At 66.3% G+C, this 16,305-nt stretch carries 14 protein-coding genes; 8 read left to right on the plus strand and 6 right to left on the minus strand.

Going from position 1 to position 16,305, the window contains the following annotated elements; all coding sequences use genetic code 11:
* Positions 1-84 precede the first annotated feature (84 nt).
* A complete protein-coding gene (locus tag OHQ90_RS34035; RefSeq protein WP_328404598.1) occupies positions 85-3,222 on the minus strand; it encodes a BTAD domain-containing putative transcriptional regulator in 3,138 nt (1,045 codons plus the stop codon).
* Positions 3,223-3,378: 156 nt separating this feature from the next.
* Between OHQ90_RS34035 and OHQ90_RS34040 the strand changes: the two genes are divergently transcribed.
* On the plus strand, positions 3,379-4,308 hold the full coding sequence (locus OHQ90_RS34040; RefSeq protein WP_442941240.1) for an SMP-30/gluconolactonase/LRE family protein: 930 nt from the start codon (positions 3,379-3,381) through the stop codon (positions 4,306-4,308).
* A gap of 84 nt (positions 4,309-4,392) precedes the next feature.
* Here the strand turns inward: OHQ90_RS34040 and OHQ90_RS34045 are convergent, their stop codons facing one another.
* Positions 4,393-4,896, minus strand: a complete 504-nt coding sequence (locus tag OHQ90_RS34045; RefSeq protein ID WP_328404601.1) for a hypothetical protein — start codon at positions 4,894-4,896, stop codon at positions 4,393-4,395.
* 281 nt (positions 4,897-5,177) lie between these two features.
* On the opposite strand from OHQ90_RS34045, the gene OHQ90_RS34050 reads away from it, so the two are divergent.
* Entirely contained in the window at positions 5,178-5,732 is a 555-nt protein-coding gene (locus OHQ90_RS34050) for a hypothetical protein (RefSeq protein ID WP_328404603.1), read from the plus strand.
* Positions 5,733-6,226: 494 nt separating this feature from the next.
* Here the strand turns inward: OHQ90_RS34050 and OHQ90_RS34055 are convergent, their stop codons facing one another.
* A complete protein-coding gene (locus tag OHQ90_RS34055) occupies positions 6,227-7,792 on the minus strand; it encodes a hypothetical protein (protein ID WP_328404605.1) in 1,566 nt (521 codons plus the stop codon).
* Between the two features lie 209 nt (positions 7,793-8,001).
* Positions 8,002-9,180: a cytochrome P450 gene (locus OHQ90_RS34060; protein WP_328404607.1), complete on the minus strand. Its 1,179-nt coding sequence runs from the start codon at positions 9,178-9,180 to the stop codon at positions 8,002-8,004.
* A 96-nt stretch (positions 9,181-9,276) separates the two neighbouring features.
* On the opposite strand from OHQ90_RS34060, the gene OHQ90_RS34065 reads away from it, so the two are divergent.
* The 5 genes from OHQ90_RS34065 (at position 9,277) to OHQ90_RS34085 (ending at position 13,854) form a co-directional block, all read left to right on the plus strand.
* Positions 9,277-10,086, plus strand: coding sequence for an SAM-dependent methyltransferase (locus OHQ90_RS34065; protein WP_328404609.1), 810 nt, complete (start codon positions 9,277-9,279; stop codon positions 10,084-10,086).
* A gap of 156 nt (positions 10,087-10,242) precedes the next feature.
* Positions 10,243-11,736, plus strand: coding sequence for an AIM24 family protein (locus OHQ90_RS34070; protein ID WP_328413299.1), 1,494 nt, complete (start codon positions 10,243-10,245; stop codon positions 11,734-11,736).
* A gap of 84 nt (positions 11,737-11,820) precedes the next feature.
* Complete coding sequence (locus OHQ90_RS34075) at positions 11,821-12,228, plus strand: SgcJ/EcaC family oxidoreductase (RefSeq protein ID WP_328404611.1); 408 nt, start codon at positions 11,821-11,823, stop codon at positions 12,226-12,228.
* 195 nt (positions 12,229-12,423) lie between these two features.
* Positions 12,424-12,798: a hypothetical protein gene (locus tag OHQ90_RS34080; protein WP_442941242.1), complete on the plus strand. Its 375-nt coding sequence runs from the start codon at positions 12,424-12,426 to the stop codon at positions 12,796-12,798.
* 465 nt (positions 12,799-13,263) lie between these two features.
* A complete protein-coding gene (locus tag OHQ90_RS34085) occupies positions 13,264-13,854 on the plus strand; it encodes a GNAT family N-acetyltransferase (protein WP_328404613.1) in 591 nt (196 codons plus the stop codon).
* Between the two features lie 67 nt (positions 13,855-13,921).
* On the opposite strand, the gene OHQ90_RS34090 is transcribed toward OHQ90_RS34085, so the two are convergent.
* Together OHQ90_RS34090 and OHQ90_RS34095 are read right to left on the minus strand one after the other, a co-directional pair.
* A complete protein-coding gene (locus OHQ90_RS34090) occupies positions 13,922-14,128 on the minus strand; it encodes a DUF397 domain-containing protein (RefSeq protein WP_328404615.1) in 207 nt (68 codons plus the stop codon).
* The gene (locus tag OHQ90_RS34095; RefSeq protein ID WP_328404618.1) at positions 14,125-14,925 is read right to left on the minus strand and encodes a helix-turn-helix domain-containing protein; all 801 of its coding nucleotides are present in this window, start codon (positions 14,923-14,925) and stop codon (positions 14,125-14,127) included. The genes OHQ90_RS34090 and OHQ90_RS34095 overlap by 4 nt, the downstream gene beginning before the upstream one ends.
* A gap of 83 nt (positions 14,926-15,008) precedes the next feature.
* On the opposite strand from OHQ90_RS34095, the gene OHQ90_RS34100 reads away from it, so the two are divergent.
* Positions 15,009-16,153, plus strand: a protein-coding gene (locus OHQ90_RS34100; protein ID WP_442941243.1) for an IS3 family transposase whose coding sequence is annotated in 2 segments (ribosomal slippage) — positions 15,009-15,276 and positions 15,276-16,153 — 1,146 coding nt in all. Because the reading frame shifts where the segments join, the coding sequence is not laid out codon by codon here.
* Positions 16,154-16,305: the final 152 nt, after the last annotated feature.

A 16,305-nucleotide genomic window follows, 5' to 3' on the forward strand; every position in this document is an offset into this window, starting at 1 on the left:
AGCAAAAAGAGACCATGTGTGACGGGACACACAAAACCGGCAGCGGTGTCGCAGACAACTCGAAGAACCATCGACACCCCGCCGTCACGCACTCGTCGCCAGTGGATCGGCGCACAATACTCGAGTTGCGGCGTCGCGGGTGAGTGCGGACCCGCGGTTGTATGCCTGCGCAAATTCCTCGGCGTCGAGCAGCTCTCTGGCGCGGTCGGCCGGGCGGAGGGGGTTGTCATAGCCGCGGCGGTCCTCGATGCCGATCAGCGCCGCGCCGAGACCGATCAGATATGCCGCCCGGCCGGGCGCACCGTCGTGCACGGCGATCGCGGCGTACATGTGCGTCACGATCGCCAGGTCCTCCGGTTGCGCAGTATCGGCGCAGGCGGCGACCGCTCGATCCAGCGTTCGACGGGCGGTGGCAGTGTCGCCGGCCTGCACCGCGACCAAGGCGCGCAGTCCGGCGCACACCATCCGCGCGCGGGCCCCGAGCGCGGCGCCGGCGAAACCGGCTTCTGCCCGATCGAGTTCACGCAGCGCGAGAGCACTGTGCCCCCGATGAATCTCGTACTCCGCCTCCGCCATTCGGACGTAGGCCAAGGTCCGCGGCTCCCCCGCCGCGGCCGCGTGATGACGCGACTCCCGCAAGGCGACGTGCGCTCGATCGAGTTCACCGGCACGCACGAGTGCCACGCCCAACTCCGCTCGGATCTCCGCACAGTCACCGACGATTCCGAGTTCCTCCATCACCTCCGCCGCCTGGGTGAGCTCGGCGATCCCGCGCGCGGAGTCACCGCGGCGAAGTCGATGGGCGGCGAGCATGCGCAGTGCGGAGGCCAGCCCGAAGCGCTCGCCGAGCATCTCGAATTCACGCCTGGCTTCGGCCAATTGGTCGAACACCAGGTCTGCGTTCGCGGGCGCCGCCATGGTCGTGAGCAGCAGCGTCATCGCCCGCTCCCACCCCGACAGCTCACGGAGCGAATCCGCCACCGCACGCGCACCTGCGCCGCCCTCGAGGAACGTCGGCGCGACCAACAACACCGTCTGCCCCGGCGCACCGGCCGAACCACCTGCGCGCCTGCCGAGTTCGATCCCCCGCGCCACGGCCCGCGCACCGACCTCGGCCGAGCCGGTCTCGTACTGCATCAGGCCGTCGAGGACGAAGAGCACGGCACGGTGGGTGTCGGGCACCGGCGAATGGGGTTCCTCCGCCGAGGTGAGGATGTCGGTCACGCCGGGGATATCGAGCACTGCCCGCGTCCATTGCAGCCGCTCGGTCTGGATGCCGCGCAGCCCCCAGTACCAGAACATCGACCCCAACAGCCGCACACCGAGGTCGATATCGGCGCTCTCGACGGCGAATCGTAGTGCGGTCATGATGTTTTCGCGTTCAGCGTCCAGCAGCGCCAAGGCCGTCAACTGGTCGGCGCCGCGCAGTTGCAGGTCGGCCGCTTCGACGAGGCGGAGGAAGTAGCGTGCGTGTTCGTCGCGCAGCAGCGGACCGCGACCGTCGTGCGCCAGCTGTTCGAGCGCATAGGAACGGATCGACTCGAGCATGCGGTAGCGGATGCCCGCGCGTTCCACCAGCGACTTGTCGACGAGGTCGGTCAATACGTCGATGTCATCGACGGCGTCCAGGCTCGCGCCGGAGGGGAATATCGCAAGCCGCATCGCCAACTCCCGCTCGGCAGGCGAAAGCAGCGCCCAACTCCACTCGATGACCCCGCGCAAAGTCCGATGCCGAGCCGGAGCCGTGCGGCTGCCACTACCGAGCAGCGCGAAACGATCGTCCAGCTTGGCGGCGATCTGCTGGACGCTCAGCGCGCGCATCCGAGCCGCGGCCAGCTCGATCGCCAGCGCAATACCGTCCAGCCTGCGACAGATCTCCACCACCGCACCGGAATTCGCCTCGTCGATGGCGAAGCCGGGGCGGACCGCACGCGCACGTTCGACGAACAATCGCACCGCCGGATACTCGGCTGGATCGTCCATCGAATCCGCGGGCCACGGCAGCGCGGCGAGGGGGTGCAGGTTCTCGCCGCCGATGGCGAGGGGCTCGCGGCTGGTGGCGAGGATGCGCAGTTGCGGACACGCGCCGAGTAGTCGATCGGCGAGCTCGGCGACGGCTTCGATCAGATGCTCGCAGTTGTCGAGTATCAGCAGGGCACGCTGGTGGGTGAAGAACTCGACGAGTCTGGCCGTCGCGTCGCCGGCAGGCTGGTCGAGCAGCCCTACCTCGCGGACACCGATCGCCGTGAGCACCGCGGTGGCCACCTCGACCGGGTCGGTCACCGCCGCCAGCTCGACCAACCAGATGCCGCCCGGTGCGTCGGCCTGCTCGGCCGCCTCGACGGCGAGTCGAGTCTTGCCCGCACCGCCCGGGCCGACCACGGTGACCAGCCGGGCCGTTGTCAGCGTTGCGGTAAGGCCGGCGAGGTCGTCCTCCCGCCCGACAAAGCTCGTCACCTGTGCGCGCAGATTCGTGCGTCGCCTGCGCGTCGGCAGGTCGGCGGCCTGGCGCAGAATCGCCAGGTGGAGGTCGGTCAGCTCAGCGGACGGGTCGATGCCCAGTTCGTCGGCCAGATGATCGCGGGTCCGGTCGTAGGCCTGCAGCGCCTCGGCCTGGCGGCCCGCGGCATATAGTGCGCGAATTCGTAAGCCCTGCAACCGTTCTGCCAGTGGATGCGCATCGGCCAGCGGCCGCAGTTCGTCGAGAATGTCATTGCCGGCAGCGATCTCGATCGCCAGCCGATCTTCGGTGGCCGCAAGCCGCAACTGGTCCAGCCGCGTCGCCGCGTCGGCGGCGAATTGCAATTCGAGCAGGTCACCCCATGCGGGCCCCCGCCACAGTGCCTCGGCCTCGCGCAACATCGTGAGCGCCTGTGCCGGATCGGACCCCGATGCCTGCCGCCCCACCGCAACCAACTGCTCGAACCGCACCGCGTCGACATCGCCGTCGTCGACAACCAGACGATATCCGGGCGGCCGCCCCTCCAGCCGGGCACTGCCGATCACCCTGCGCACCCGGGACGCCAAGGCCTGTAGCGCATTGGCCCCGTTCGCAGGCGGGCGGTCTCCCCAAATCGCCTCGGTCAACGCATCGGCGGACACCACCCGCCCCGGCTCCATCGCCAACCGCGCCACCAACGCCCGCACCTTGACACCGACCACTTCCACCGGCCGATCGTCATCCCCACGCACTTCGAACGACCCGAGCACCAACACACGCACCCACCCAGCTTGCCGCACTGCTCGACCCGAGCGGTAACTCTTCGGGAATCGGGCAGCCCATCAGCTAACTACTGGTGATCGAGCCGGCACCGGGCAGTCCGGGCTTCCAGGACGAATCGAACACATCGAACCAACCGGAGGTGTGGAATGAGCAGTATGAGCAAATCGGCAGTCATCCTGGCGGCGCTGACATTCTGCGCTGTGTCGGCGGTTGCGGCACCGACGGCGAGCGCGGCCCCCGTCTGTGCCGGGGCGGGACAACCCACGATCCAGGTCGGGTTCGTATCGGGGGCATTGGAGGGGTTGACCGTCGATGCGCACGGCCGGGCCTACACAACCGATCTGCTGAGCGGACGGGTGTATCGAATCGATGCGCCGGGGGCCGAGCCGGTACCCATTGCGACGGTTCCCAGTGGCGGCGCCGGCGCACTCGCCTGGACGGCGGATGAGAAGTTGCTGGTCGGCTATGGGGCCGACGCGCGGGTCGTGGCCGGCGATTTCCTGCGGCACGCGGGGATAGTGCAACTCGATCCGGACACCGGCGCTATGCGGCCCTTCGCGGCGGGACTCAGCGCGGCCAACGGCATGGACGTCGGCGCGGACGGCATCGTGTACACGACCAACGATTTCGGCAGCCACATCGGCCGGGTCTATCCGAACGGCGTCGTCCAGGCCGACTGGGCGAGCGTCCCCAGCGCCAACGGCGCAGTACTCGGCCGCAACGACGAATACCTCTATGTAGGGCGCACTTTCGTCGACCCCGGGGTGAGCCGGATACCCACCGCCGACCCCGGCGCACCCCAGTCGCTGCTCGACCTCGGCGGCAGCGAGGCGCTCGCAGCGCCGGACGGGCTGACGCTGGACTCCCGGGATCGACCCGTCGTCCCCCTCAACACCACCACTCGAATCATCCGCATCGACGCACCCGGTCGATACTGCATCCTCGGCAGCGGCAATCCATTGACCAGCGTCGTCACCTACGGCCGTAGCACCGAAGGCTTCTCCGCGGGCCGCCTTTTCGCCGCCACCTTCACTGGCGCCATCTACGAAATCCCCGGCGGATTCGACCCCGACGCCACTCCATAACGCCCGTCGGCAACGAGGAGTGGCATCTGACTGCGACAACCATCGAGAAGCGTTCTGCCATGTGCCACTCGTCGCGGCCACGGGTCACGTTTGGACCAGGTCGAATTTGAGAAGGTCGAAGCCGGCCGGGACGGTGTCGCTGGTGGAGATGAGGTTTCGGGCCCAGGAGCCGATCAGCGCCGGGTCACCGGTGGTGTGCGCGCCACGCAGGCAGCGGTCGTCGTCGGGAGTTTCGGCGGTGAGGACCGGCAGCGGGTGGATGCGGTAGCGGTCCTCGTTTTCGAGGACTGTTGCTTTGTCCACGTAGGAGTATTGGTCGTGGTTGAGCATGTACCGGCCGATGAAGCCGCGGCGAGGGCCGGTCAGTGGCGCGACGGAAACCACCGTTTCGTATAGGGTTTCGCCGATACGGGGGTAGGCGTGACGCCCGGCCCACACCACACGCGTCGGCATAGCCAACAGGCGTTCCACGCCCTGGACGAAGTCGTCGCCGATCCACGCGCGACCCACCGACTGCGCGCCGGGCTCCAGATACCCGATCAGTTTATGGCCGGCATCGAGTAGAACTGCTCTGCAGAATTGGCCCACAGGGGCGATTTCCTTTCTCCGATAAGGCCTTTCGCACATGCTCACATACCGGATGTGATCTGGCCGCTGCGCACGGTTACAACGGAGTTACCGTTGATGAAGATCATCTGAAGTGGCGCAACGGTCCCCGCGCGAACCGGTACCTACGCGGGCGACTCGTGGCGAGATTCGCAAAAGGACCCCGTCGAGGACGGTGTACGGGCGAAGATGAGTGCAGCCGAGATCCGGCCGGATGGGGACGAATCGGCTGGCGCAGTCGGAACAAGAAGTGGGGAAAAACGATGAAGGTCAATGCATTCGCCGCTACCGCCCTGCTCGCGATCGGGGCTACCGGACTCACCGCGGGAACTGTCAACGCGCAACCCGCGCCTGTCACCGAGACCGCGGTGCGCGGCATCGAGCAAGGGATCGAGTACACGGCAGCACCTGCCGCGGACGGCCGCGGGGTGATCACCACCGTTGCCGTGGGCAGCTTCGCGCTGACCGGCGACGCACAGGCCGTCACCCTGTCCGACAGCGCGGGCAATGTCGTCGTGACACTGCCGCTGGCCTTCCAGACGGTCGGCGCGAAGTTCGGTCTGACGCCTCAGATCAGCGATGCCGGACGCACCCTGACGCTGACACCCATCGGCGCGCAGGTCGACACCCAGCAGAACGCCCAATTCATCGACGAGGCAGACACTCTCGCGCGCAAGCAGTACAACGCCGGCATCGGCGCTCTCATCGGCGCCGGCATCGGCGCGGTGATCGGCTTCTTCCTCGGCGGCGTCGGCGCCCTCGTCACGATTCCGATCGGCGCGGGCATCGGCGCACTCATCGGCTTCGCCACACCGTGATCGGCTGAACGGGGCGCTGCGCCTGACGGAGGCAGCCGTCCAGGAAATCCGGGCCGTCACCATCGCGACCGTCAGCGCGGCCGCCGCGGCGGCGAGCTGAATCCGGGCGATGGTCCGGATGGAATTCGATTGTCCGCGTTCGGTGGTCAGGGACTCGTCACCGCCGCCCGGGCCGAACTGGTCCACCGGCAGCACAGAGCGTCACTCGCCGCGTTCGGAGAAACGACCACCCGCCAACATCTCCCGGCAAGGCCGGATCTGCCAGGTAACCCGGCGATACCGATTCGAGGGCCTTCGCACAGCTCCACCGCGCGCCACAGGTCGTGTTCTCAGCAACGACCAACCGACGCAGCTCTGCTACCGCGTCACAGAGATCCCCGATGAACGGTAGCTGCCGTGCCATATACCGATCGGTCCGTCCACTCGACGCTGAGCGGAACCGACGCGCCGTTCGTGCCGCGGGCCATGCGCCCGCGCACGTCTGGCCGTAGCGCTCAGCGCTGCCTGCTGGTACGGGCACGCCGCCGCTCGGCCTGCAGCTCGGCGAGCTCCTGCTCGAGGATCTCGGCGACGCGGAACTGGCCCGTGTCATAGATTTCCTGCGGGCGGGCGACATCGGAGTCGGCATCGGTTGCCGCGCTGTCGGACTTCGAGACGGCCGGGGTCTGCCGAACAATGGCGGTCGACGCGGATTCCGACTTTGTGTCGGCCTTGGCAGCGGTCTTGGCGCTCGCCGGTACGGTCGGCTTGCCGGCCGTTGCAGAGCTTGCCTTTACCTTCGTGCTGGAGCTGCTCACCGTCGCGACAGGCTTGCTGTCGACTTTGGTGGCCGCGGCGGGCTTTTCGGTCGACGGCCGCTTGCCGTTCGACGCGACGGTGGGCCTGGTCTTCGTGATCGACGAGGTGGCAGATTCTTTGGTGGCCATCGGCGCGGTGAGCCGATCGTTGCTCGACTCATCGTTGTCGGAGCTTCCGGACACCGTGCGACCGGAAGTGCTCGGTGCGCGCCGGGCCGCGGTCTTGACCGTAGCCACCGACGACGCCGGTCGTTCGTCCGGATCGACCATGGTGTCGATATCCATGACGAACGCCGAGGGCGCGACCTCGTCGTCCTCGGGCATGATTACTTCGAAGCTCTGATCTACGAACGCTTCGGTGGCACGCGGACGTGGTTCGGGCTCATCGTGCTGTTCGGCAGCGGCCAATGCCGCCACCGACGTCGGCGTATCCGCTCGGGCACTGGCGCGGTAGCTGGCAACTGTCGGCAGCCGGTGCCGAATCAGATCCGCTGGGTCGGGCAATTCCCGAACCTGCTCGGTGGCCTGTGCGATGGCGTGCCCGTAGCGGGTGCTCGCCGCGTCGTGGATAAGCAACGCGACACCGATCATGACCGGCGCGACCGCGTGCACGGCGGCGTCATACCACTTGCCGTCGCGCACGTACGGGTAGGTGTTGAGGGTGATCGTGAGTGCGAGCAGAGCGATTTCGGCGGCGGCGACCTGCCTGCGGTTGTCGAGGATGCCCCACTCGGCCACCTTGTTCGTACCGATCATGATGATGATCAGACACACGCTGATCATCGATTCGATCAGGTAGCTGAACCAGTACAGCGGGTCGCTCGGCCCGCTCGGCGCGATGTTCTGCTGGACATTGACAGCCGACCAGAGCATGCCCGCCGCAACGACACCGGCCAGCGCACGCAGCGACCACGACCGGTGCCGGTACAGCGACGCCAGCTTGGCATGCGGGCTGGACTCGCGCCGCTGCGCGGCAATTGCCTTGCGAGCTACCAATAGATCTCTGATGTCGGCCTTCTCGATCGCCTCGGTGGTATGCCTAGCGCGGTCGGCCGCGGCGGCGGCCGCCTGGACGTGCTTCCAACGCTGACCACGGTCCTGATCGCGAATCTTTTCGGCTAGCTGACGTTCGGCGAGCAGCTCGTCCTCGGACAGCGCCTCGGTCAGCGCAGGGTCGAATTGGTACGCAAGCCGACCACGGGCCTTCTCGACCCGCCTCGCGAGCTGCGTGACCTCGTCCTCAATGGGGTGCTCGATGGTCAATTCGACTCCCGAGGGGGGAGATTCGATGGCAGACAGGTGATCACGCATGGGAACGGCACATGCCATTCATAGTCGATGCACCGTCGCCAGCGAAACTGCAAAATTGCCGTGTTGCAAAAAACTCGGCGTGCCGCGCGCGACACACGCGGGTTCGGCGGGTTCCGCCGACGACGAGGACTTCTTATAGACGACCGACCAGTCGCCTACGATCAGCGCACCGTGACCGTGGTCGGCAGGCTGGCGAAGCCTCGATTGTTGGAAGAGTGGATGCGCCGCAGGCGCTCGGTGTCGACCTCGTAGTCGGCCACGGCCGCAACAATTTCCCGCAGAGCGACACGCAGTTCCAGCAGCGCCAGATTCGAACCGAGGCAGTGATGGCGGCCGCTGCCGAAGGCCAGCGACCTACTGGTGTCACGGTCCAGATCGAAGGTGTCGGGGTTGTCGAAGACCTCGGGGTCCCGGTTGGCCGAACCCGCGATCAGCAGCATGCGCGCATCGGCCGGAATCCGCACCCCGTGCAACTCGATCTGCTCGGTGGTCGTGCGCAACTGCGTCTGCGATGACGGGTCGTAGCGCATCGACTCGGCGATCCAGTCATCGATCCGGCCGTCGAAGGCCTTCCGGCGCTGTTGCGGATGCAGTGCCGCGGCATGCCAGGTGTTGCCGAGCGTCAGCATGGTGGTCTCGATACCCGCTCCGACCAACAGGATCAGAACGCCGACGATTTCCTCCGGGCTGAGCCGGTCTTCGCCGTCGGCGGCATCGAGTAGTCCGGAGAGCAGATCGTCGCTGCGCGTCTTGCTGCGCTCGATGGTCAACTCGGTGTAGTAGCCGACCAGGGCGCCGATAGCCTGCATTGCCTCGGGCCGCAGCTCGGTGGACTCCTCATCGGTGTACATGATCTCCATGCCGAGTTTGCGAACCATGTCGCGATCGGCCGCGGGCACGCCGACCAGTTCGGAGATCACCTCGGTCGGGAAAGGGCCCGCAAAATCGGCCATCAGATCGAAGCTGCCACGCTCGAGCAGCGGTTGCAGTAGCGTATTCGCGATCGACCGCAGTCGCGGCTCGAGCGACTGCACGCGACGCTGGGTGAACGCCCGCGTCACCAGCCCGCGCAAGCGCGTGTGCTCGGGCGGGTCCATGGCGACAAATGAAAAGAACCGTTCTGCCTGCGGGCCCCAGAAGGCAGGCTCCATCCGCAGACCGTTGGCGCTGGAGAAGCGGTCGGAGTCCCGCAACGCCGCCAGCACGTCCGCGTGCCGGGACAACGCCCAGAAATCGTCGGCGTCGTTACGGAACACGGGAGCCTGCTCACGGAGCCTGGCGTAGTAAGGGTATGGATCGCTGTGGACGTCGAAATCGTATGGGCTGTACCGCAATTGCATGACGAAGCCTTCCGGGGGCGGTGCGATATCACCATCGCTACCGGTGCACAACTCGAGCTGACATGATGACCGTAGCCGAGACGAATTGAGGGCGTGGTGGACTCGGAATCGACAGCGGCCAGGATCGACGTGACCAAGCCGCACCCGGCGCGCCGGTACGACTACTGGCTCGGCGGCAATGACAACTACCCGGCCGATCGAGAGTCGGCCGACGCGGTGGCCGAAGCCTTCCCGACCGTCCGCCTCGCCGCCCTGGAGAACCGCAATTTCCTGCGGCGCGCGGTCGGATACCTGGCCGAGGCCGGAATCCGGCAGTTCCTCGACATCGGCGCCGGCCTGCCCACCGCGGGCAACGTGCACGAGATCGCCCAGGGCATCGCCCCCGAATCGCGGATCGTCTACGTGGACAACGATCCGATCGTGCTCATGCACGCGAACACCCTGTTGAACAGCTCCCCCGAGGGCGCGACGGCCTACCTCGACGCGGATCTTCGCGACCCCGAGCGCATTCTCACCCACCCCGAGCTGACCAGGGTCCTGGACCTGAACAAACCGGTGGCGCTGATGCTGGTCGCCATCATGCATTTCATCACCGACGACAAAGGCCCCTACGACCTGGTGCGGCAGTTGTGCGACGCACTCCCCTCCGGCAGCTACCTGGTGATGACCCACGCCACCAGCGACCACCTCACCGCCGAGGACCTCGCCGAGACGAAAGAAGCCAATCAGCGCAGCGGCGTGCCCTTCCAACTGCGGTCCACAGCCGAATTCACCCGTTTCTTCACCGGATACGAGCTCGTCTCACCGGGCATCACCTCGGTGATGACGTGGCGCCCGGAAACCTGGCGCGCGCACCCGAGAGCCGAGGCCGTCTCCATGCTCTGCGGTATGGCCCGTATCCCCTGATCGGTGACCCGTATCGGCGGATCGGTGGCGCGCAGCCCGTACTCGCGCAACACTTGAGGCCGTGAATCGCGCGCCAAACCGACATTTCGACGGCCGGGACGGTCGGTCGTGACCGCGCTTGCCCGCGGCGAGAATCGGCCTGCACCCGCCGACCGGATGACGGTCACCGTCACCTGTTCCGCTCCTGTCGACGTATCGGCCCTACTACTGGACGCGAGCGGCCGGGTCAGGTCCGACGGCGACTTCGTGTTCTTCAACCAGCCGGTCGGGCCCGGTGTCGTCTATCGGCACGGCCGCGGGGCCGGCGACATGGTGGATGTGCAGACCTCCGCGCTGCCCGCCGACGTCGACAAGGTGGTCATCACCGCCAGCCTCGACGGCAGTGGACCTCCCACTTTCGCGGGCGCGAGCTCGCTGCTGGCAACGATCGGATCCGATTCGGGCACTGTCACTTTCCCGATGACCGGGCTCAGCACCGAGACCGCCGTGGTGTGCGTGGAGATCTACCGGCGCGGCGGCGGCTGGAAGGTGCGCGCGGTCGGTCAGGGCTACGACAACGGGCTGGCCGGAATCGCGACGGCGTTCGGCGTGAACATCGACGACGACTCCGCACCGCCGAGCCCGCCTGCTGCTGCGGGATCGGGGTACCAGCCGCAGGCGGTGACACCCCAACCCCCGGCCCCGCCCGGATACCAGATGCCAGCAGCACCGCCGCAATTCCCGCCCGCGTCCGGCTATCAAACCCCTACCGCCGCACCGCATTATCCGCCCGCTGCCGCGTCGCCGTCGTCGCCGCCCGGGTTCGCGCCGCAGTACGCGCCACCCGGACACCAGGCACCCCCCACCTACTCGCCGCCCGTCGCGGTGCCGCCGCCCCCACCGATGTCATCACCTCAGCAAGGAGCGCTGCCGATGCAGAGCGATCTCTTCAACCCGAGCCATGCGGAAGTCGCAGGCGTCGGCATCCAGAAGCAGGGCGGCAAGATGATCAAGGTCGCCGTCAACGGCGAGGTCATGGCGCGGGCCGGATCGATGGTCGCCTATCAGGGCGACCTGCATTTCCAAGCGCTCGGCTCCGGCGGCATCGGCAGGGCCATCCAGCAGCGGCTCACCGGCGAGGGCGTGCCGCTGATGAAGGTCACCGGCCGCGGCGATCTGTTCCTCGCCAATGCCGCCGCCGACGTGCACACCGTCGACCTCGACGGCACCGACGGTCTCACCATCAACGGCGCGAACGTGCTCGCCTTCGATCCGACGTTGTCCTACAACATCGGCAGGGTCCAGGGCGCCGCCGGGTTCGCCAGCAACGCCGGTCTGTTCAACTGTGTCTTCACCGGCCGCGGCCGGATCGCCATCACCACCCACGGCACACCGGTCGTGCTCAATGTCGACCAGCCGACCTACGCCGATCCGCAGGCCGCGGTGGCCTGGTCGTCGAGCCTGCAGAGCGGTATCAAACGCAACGACTCCTTCGGCCTCGGCAGGCTCATGGGCCGCAGCACCGGCGAGGGCCTGACCCTGTCGTTCTCCGGCCGCGGCTTCGTCATCGTGCAGCCCTCGGAACTGCCGCCCGGCGGATTCATCGGCGGCACCGGCGGCGGCCAGGAGGCCGGGCAGGGTGGCGGCGTGTTGGGCGGACTGTTCGGGTAGGGTGCGGCCGGCGATCGGATCCTCGCGAGCGGAACGGGATTCTGGCTCAGCGCCTATCGTGCGACAGAAAAGGAGTCGGACACCATGGGTACCTTCGACGAAGCGGTTGCGACCGCGGCCATTCACACGCTGGTCGCGGAGGCCGTGAAGTATCAGAACGATCCCGATCAGTTCCTGCCGCTGCATACCAGCACGGTGAACATCGTCAATTTCGGTGGACGTCGGGTGAGTGGGATCGGCGCGCTGTCCGCGGCGATGACGGCGGCACTGGCCTCCCCGCTGGCGGATGTGCGCACCGAGATCGTGGTCGACGACGTGCATTTCGTTCGCGACGACGTCGCGATCGTGGCCTGCGTCAAAAACGTCTTCGACGAGCGGGCGGACGCCGACGCGCTGCCCGCGTCGGCGGGACGGCTCACCTATGTGGTCGTCGAACAGGACGGCCGCTGGCTCATCGAGTCCGCGCAGACCACGCCGATCTTGTCGAGTTGATCCAGCGAGGGCGGGCAATCAATCGAATCCGGCAGATTGCCAGGTCCGGGATGCCGCTGAACAGCGCTGGGGCTCAGCAGAATCCGGCCGAGATCTGGTCGCGCCTGGATGCACCAACCGCCGCCGAGCGCCGGTGTCATGGATGGCCGGTAAAGTGAGATCGACCGTTATCCAGGCTGTACCAGGAGGCATTCGGTGAATGCGAAATCTTTCGTGAACGGCTTCAACACGGTGATGCTGACCTTGACGAATGCACCCGTGGTGGGGTCGCTCATGCGCAAGAGCTTCGTCGAGATCAGTTACGTAGGCCGCCGTTCGGGCAAAACCTTCAGCACGCCCGTGAACTACCGCCGTTCCGGCGATTCGATCGTCATCGGGGTCGCACTCCCGGATCGAAAGAGTTGGTGGCGCAACTTCACCGATGAAGGCGGCCCGATCACGCTGCACCTCGAGGGCGGCGACCGGCGTGGTCACGCGCTCGCACATCGTGATGAGCGCGGGCGGGTCACGGTGCGTGTTCGCCTGGACGATTCGACTGCAGCCCCGAGCACCGGCGTGGACGGCGACTGAGCGCCCGCAGCGCCGGGGCCGAGGGCGTGGACGGATTGTGTTCTGCGGCTGCCGAAGCCGTGTCGGCGGCGCAGGGGGATGTTGTGGCGTTGGTCGGCGCTCACGTCCGGAAACGCCCGGACCTCCTCGGCATCGTCGTCGGAGCAACGGAATGCCAGCTGTACAGCATCGGCAGCAACCGATCGCAGAGACCTCGGCGCCGCAGCACACATCAATCCGAATCCTCCTGCACTGGACCGTAACTGGCGAAGAACATCCACCAAGTGGTCAGTGCGGGGAGTCAAAATCACGGCGGATCCGCCACGTCACCGCCAAAAATTCCGAGACTCCGCCACGACTTCTTTCAGCGTTCGAGACTGTCTCATGGAGGCCCCGTCAGCTGGGTCCTCTCGGGCGGTTCATGTCAGCGTGCCCTGTCGGCGTTATTGCGTTGCCCCACATCGGATCAGCTGCCAACATCCGAAGATGAACACCGAGCGACCGGCCGCGCTTGCGCCAGGAATCGCGCCGCCTCAGCAGATCAACCTGGGCGACCTGCTGCTGCGTAGTTGGCAGCCCGAGGACTTGGTGCCACGATTCGACGCGATCACCGCCTCCTTCGACCACATCCATCCATGGATGGACTGGCTCGCCGAACCCCTGACGCTCGAGCGGCAACGCGCCTCGAGCGATGCGATGGCGAGGAGCTGGCCCAGCCCCGACGGAAGTTGCAACTACGGCATCTTCGACGTCGAGGGGGCCGTCCTCGGTGCGATCGGAATCCACGACCGCGTCGGCCCGCGCACGCTGGAAATCGGCTACTGGTGCCATGTCGCGCATACCGGCCGAGGAGTGATCACCCGCTCCGCCTCCGCGCTGACTCGAATCGCGTTAGCCCTACCTGGCATCGACCACGTTGAAATTCACTGCGACGAGGCCAACATTCGTAGCGCCGCGGTCCCCCGTCGACTCGGATACCGGCTCGACAGGGTCGAACCACGCGAGGTGCGCGCGCCTGCGGAGTCGGGCCGCGGCATGTTCTGGATCAAAGACGACCAAGGGCCAGAGGGCGTGTGAGTCTCATGAGGCACACGGATTCTGGAGAACACGACTTTTGACACCCTACAACCGGGCTTCGCCGGATTCAGGGGCGGTCGAACTCGCCGTCGTGAACGCGTGAGGTGAAGGCATCCCACTCGCTAGAAGTGAAGACGAGCGCCGGGCCGGTTGGGTGCTTGGAGTCCCGCACACCGACCATGCCCCCGTCCAGATGCGCGATCTCTACGCAATCCTTTGATGCGGTGCTCCGGCGGCTCTTGAACCACTTCGCGCCGGACAGGTCTACGTTCACGGGGCATACTCCTTCGCAATGTCGAGCACGAGGGCGCGGCTCGCATCCTCGTCTAACGCCAATCGCTCGATATCGGCGCAAGCTCCACGATAGTGGTCGACTTCCCCGGGTTTTTCCAGGTACAGGTCGCCAGTGAAGCCCTGTACGTACACCACGGGAGGCATGGTCAGGTCTGCCTTGGGATGCGGTGGAAACTCCAAGAGCACAAATGAGCCCACGATCAGACCGCGATAGGTGCCGACCGTCGATGGAACCACGCGGATGGACACGTTCGGCAACTGACCGACTTCGATAAGATGACGCATTTGAGAGGCCATTACCTCGGTGCTGCCGGTCATGCGGCGGAGGACGGACTCATCAACGAGCACGTTCAGCGTGATCCGGTTCTCCGGGCTTGTCAGACGTGCCTGCCGCTTCATACCGACATCCAGAAGCCGCTCGGTCTCATCGGAGGGCTTGTGTGGGAACTCCGTCCAGCTCAGCGCCCGTCGATACTCTCTCGTGTGCAACAGACCAGGCAAGAACGTGGTCTGGTACGAGGTCAGATGTGTGGCAGCGTCCTCCAGGCTGACGAACAGTCCGAAATCTTTCGGTATCTGGTCCGTGAACGAGTGCCACCAACCACGCGTTTTGGTTTCGTCGACGAGGCCGAGCAGTGCCTTGGTGGATTTGGGTGTAGCACCGTACAGCTGGCACAGGTGGTTCAGAAGGACCGGATTCAGCCGAACGGGCTGGCCGGTCTCGATCTTCCAAAGCGTTGACTTCCCTATGGAAATCGACGCGGCAGCGTCGGCCATGGTGGCCCGTCCCCAATGAATGAGACCGCTTGATATTAGAGTCCTGTTGGCCCTGGTGAGGGCTGGAAGGGACGATGAGTGACATGGCTGGTCGGAAGCGGCATTCCGCAGAGGACATCGTGCGCAAGCTGCGCCGCGCCGATGAGTTGGCCGCGGAAGGCAAGACCGGCGAACAGATCGCGGCCGAGTTGGGAGTGTCGGCGGCGACGCTGTACAACTGGCGCCGCCAGTTCGGTGGCATGGACACCGACGCCGCCAAGGAGCTCAAGGAGTTGCGGGAGCAGAACACGCGGTTGAAGCGGCTGCTGGCCGATGCGGAGTTGGAGAAGGACGCGTTGCGGGAGATTGCGAAGGGAAAATTCTAGGCCCGGCTGCCAAGCGCCGCGCCGTGGACATGCTCAGAGAAGTTCAGAGCCTGTCGGAACGGTTCGCGTGCAAGGTTGTTGGGCTCGCCCGAGCCACCTACCGGCGTATCCCGGTCGCGGCGACCCCGGCCGATCCGGACGCCGATCTGCGGGCCTGGCTGCGCGCCTATGCCACGAAACATCCCGGCCATGGGTTTCGCCGTGCCTGGGCCGCGCTGCGCCACGACGACGGCCGGGAGGTGAACAAGAAGAAGGTGCACCGGTTGTGGAAAGACGAGGGGCTGCAGGTGCGGGCGCACTCACCACGCAAGCGGGCCGGCGCCTCCTCGGCGCCCAGGATCGACGCCGACGCACCAAAAGTGGTGTGGGCGTTGGATTTCCAGTTCGATTCGACCGTCGACGGCAAGGCGGTAAAGATCGCGTCGATGATCGACGAGCACACCCGCGAGTCGGTGCTGCACCTCGTGGAACGCTCGATCACCGCCGAGAAGCTCGTGACCGAGCTGGAGAAGGTGTTCACCGCCCGAGGCGGCCCACCGCTGGTGCTGCGCATGGACAACGGGCCGGAGATGATTTCGGCAGCGCTGCAACAGTTCTGCGCCGACCGGGTGGGTATCTCCTATATCCCGCCCGGGACGCCGTGGAACAACGGCTACATCGAGTCGTTCAACCGACGGCTGCGCGCCGAGTGCCTCAACCGCAACCACTGGACGAGCCTGCTCGAGGCCCGGGTGGTCATCGGCGACTTCAAGACCGAGCACAACCTGCGGCACCGTCACTCGGCGCTGGGCTATCTCACCCCGGCCGAGTACGCTGCCCGCTGCAGCCACACCCACCACCCCGTGGCCTGCGACATCAACTGAACCTGGATCGAATACCACCCGGCTCTACTACCGGGCGGACTCGATATCGGGGACTCGCCAATGGTGATGCCTGACTTCTCCCGAAGCTCCTCCAGTTGTATGCCGAGCAGTCGCCGGGCAACGGTGGAATCGGTTGTCACTGAGTGCCGCCT

It is taken from the genome of Nocardia sp. NBC_00403, from assembly GCF_036046055.1.
Taxonomy (GTDB): domain Bacteria; phylum Actinomycetota; class Actinomycetes; order Mycobacteriales; family Mycobacteriaceae; genus Nocardia.

Bases quoted from the DNA above. Each gene is read 5' to 3' on its own strand.
- OHQ90_RS34040 (WP_442941240.1), top strand. From the start codon at position 3,379: ATGAGCAAATCGGCAGTCATCCTGGCGGCGCTGACATTCTGCGCTGTG.
- OHQ90_RS34050 (WP_328404603.1), top strand. From the start codon at position 5,178: ATGAAGGTCAATGCATTCGCCGCTACCGCCCTGCTCGCGATCGGGGCT.
- OHQ90_RS34060 (WP_328404607.1), bottom strand. From the start codon at position 9,180: ATGCAATTGCGGTACAGCCCATACGATTTCGACGTCCACAGCGATCCA.
- OHQ90_RS34070 (WP_328413299.1), top strand. From the start codon at position 10,243: ATGACGGTCACCGTCACCTGTTCCGCTCCTGTCGACGTATCGGCCCTA.
- OHQ90_RS34075 (WP_328404611.1), top strand. From the start codon at position 11,821: ATGGGTACCTTCGACGAAGCGGTTGCGACCGCGGCCATTCACACGCTG.
- OHQ90_RS34085 (WP_328404613.1), top strand. From the start codon at position 13,264: ATGAACACCGAGCGACCGGCCGCGCTTGCGCCAGGAATCGCGCCGCCT.
- OHQ90_RS34095 (WP_328404618.1), bottom strand. From the start codon at position 14,925: ATGGCCGACGCTGCCGCGTCGATTTCCATAGGGAAGTCAACGCTTTGG.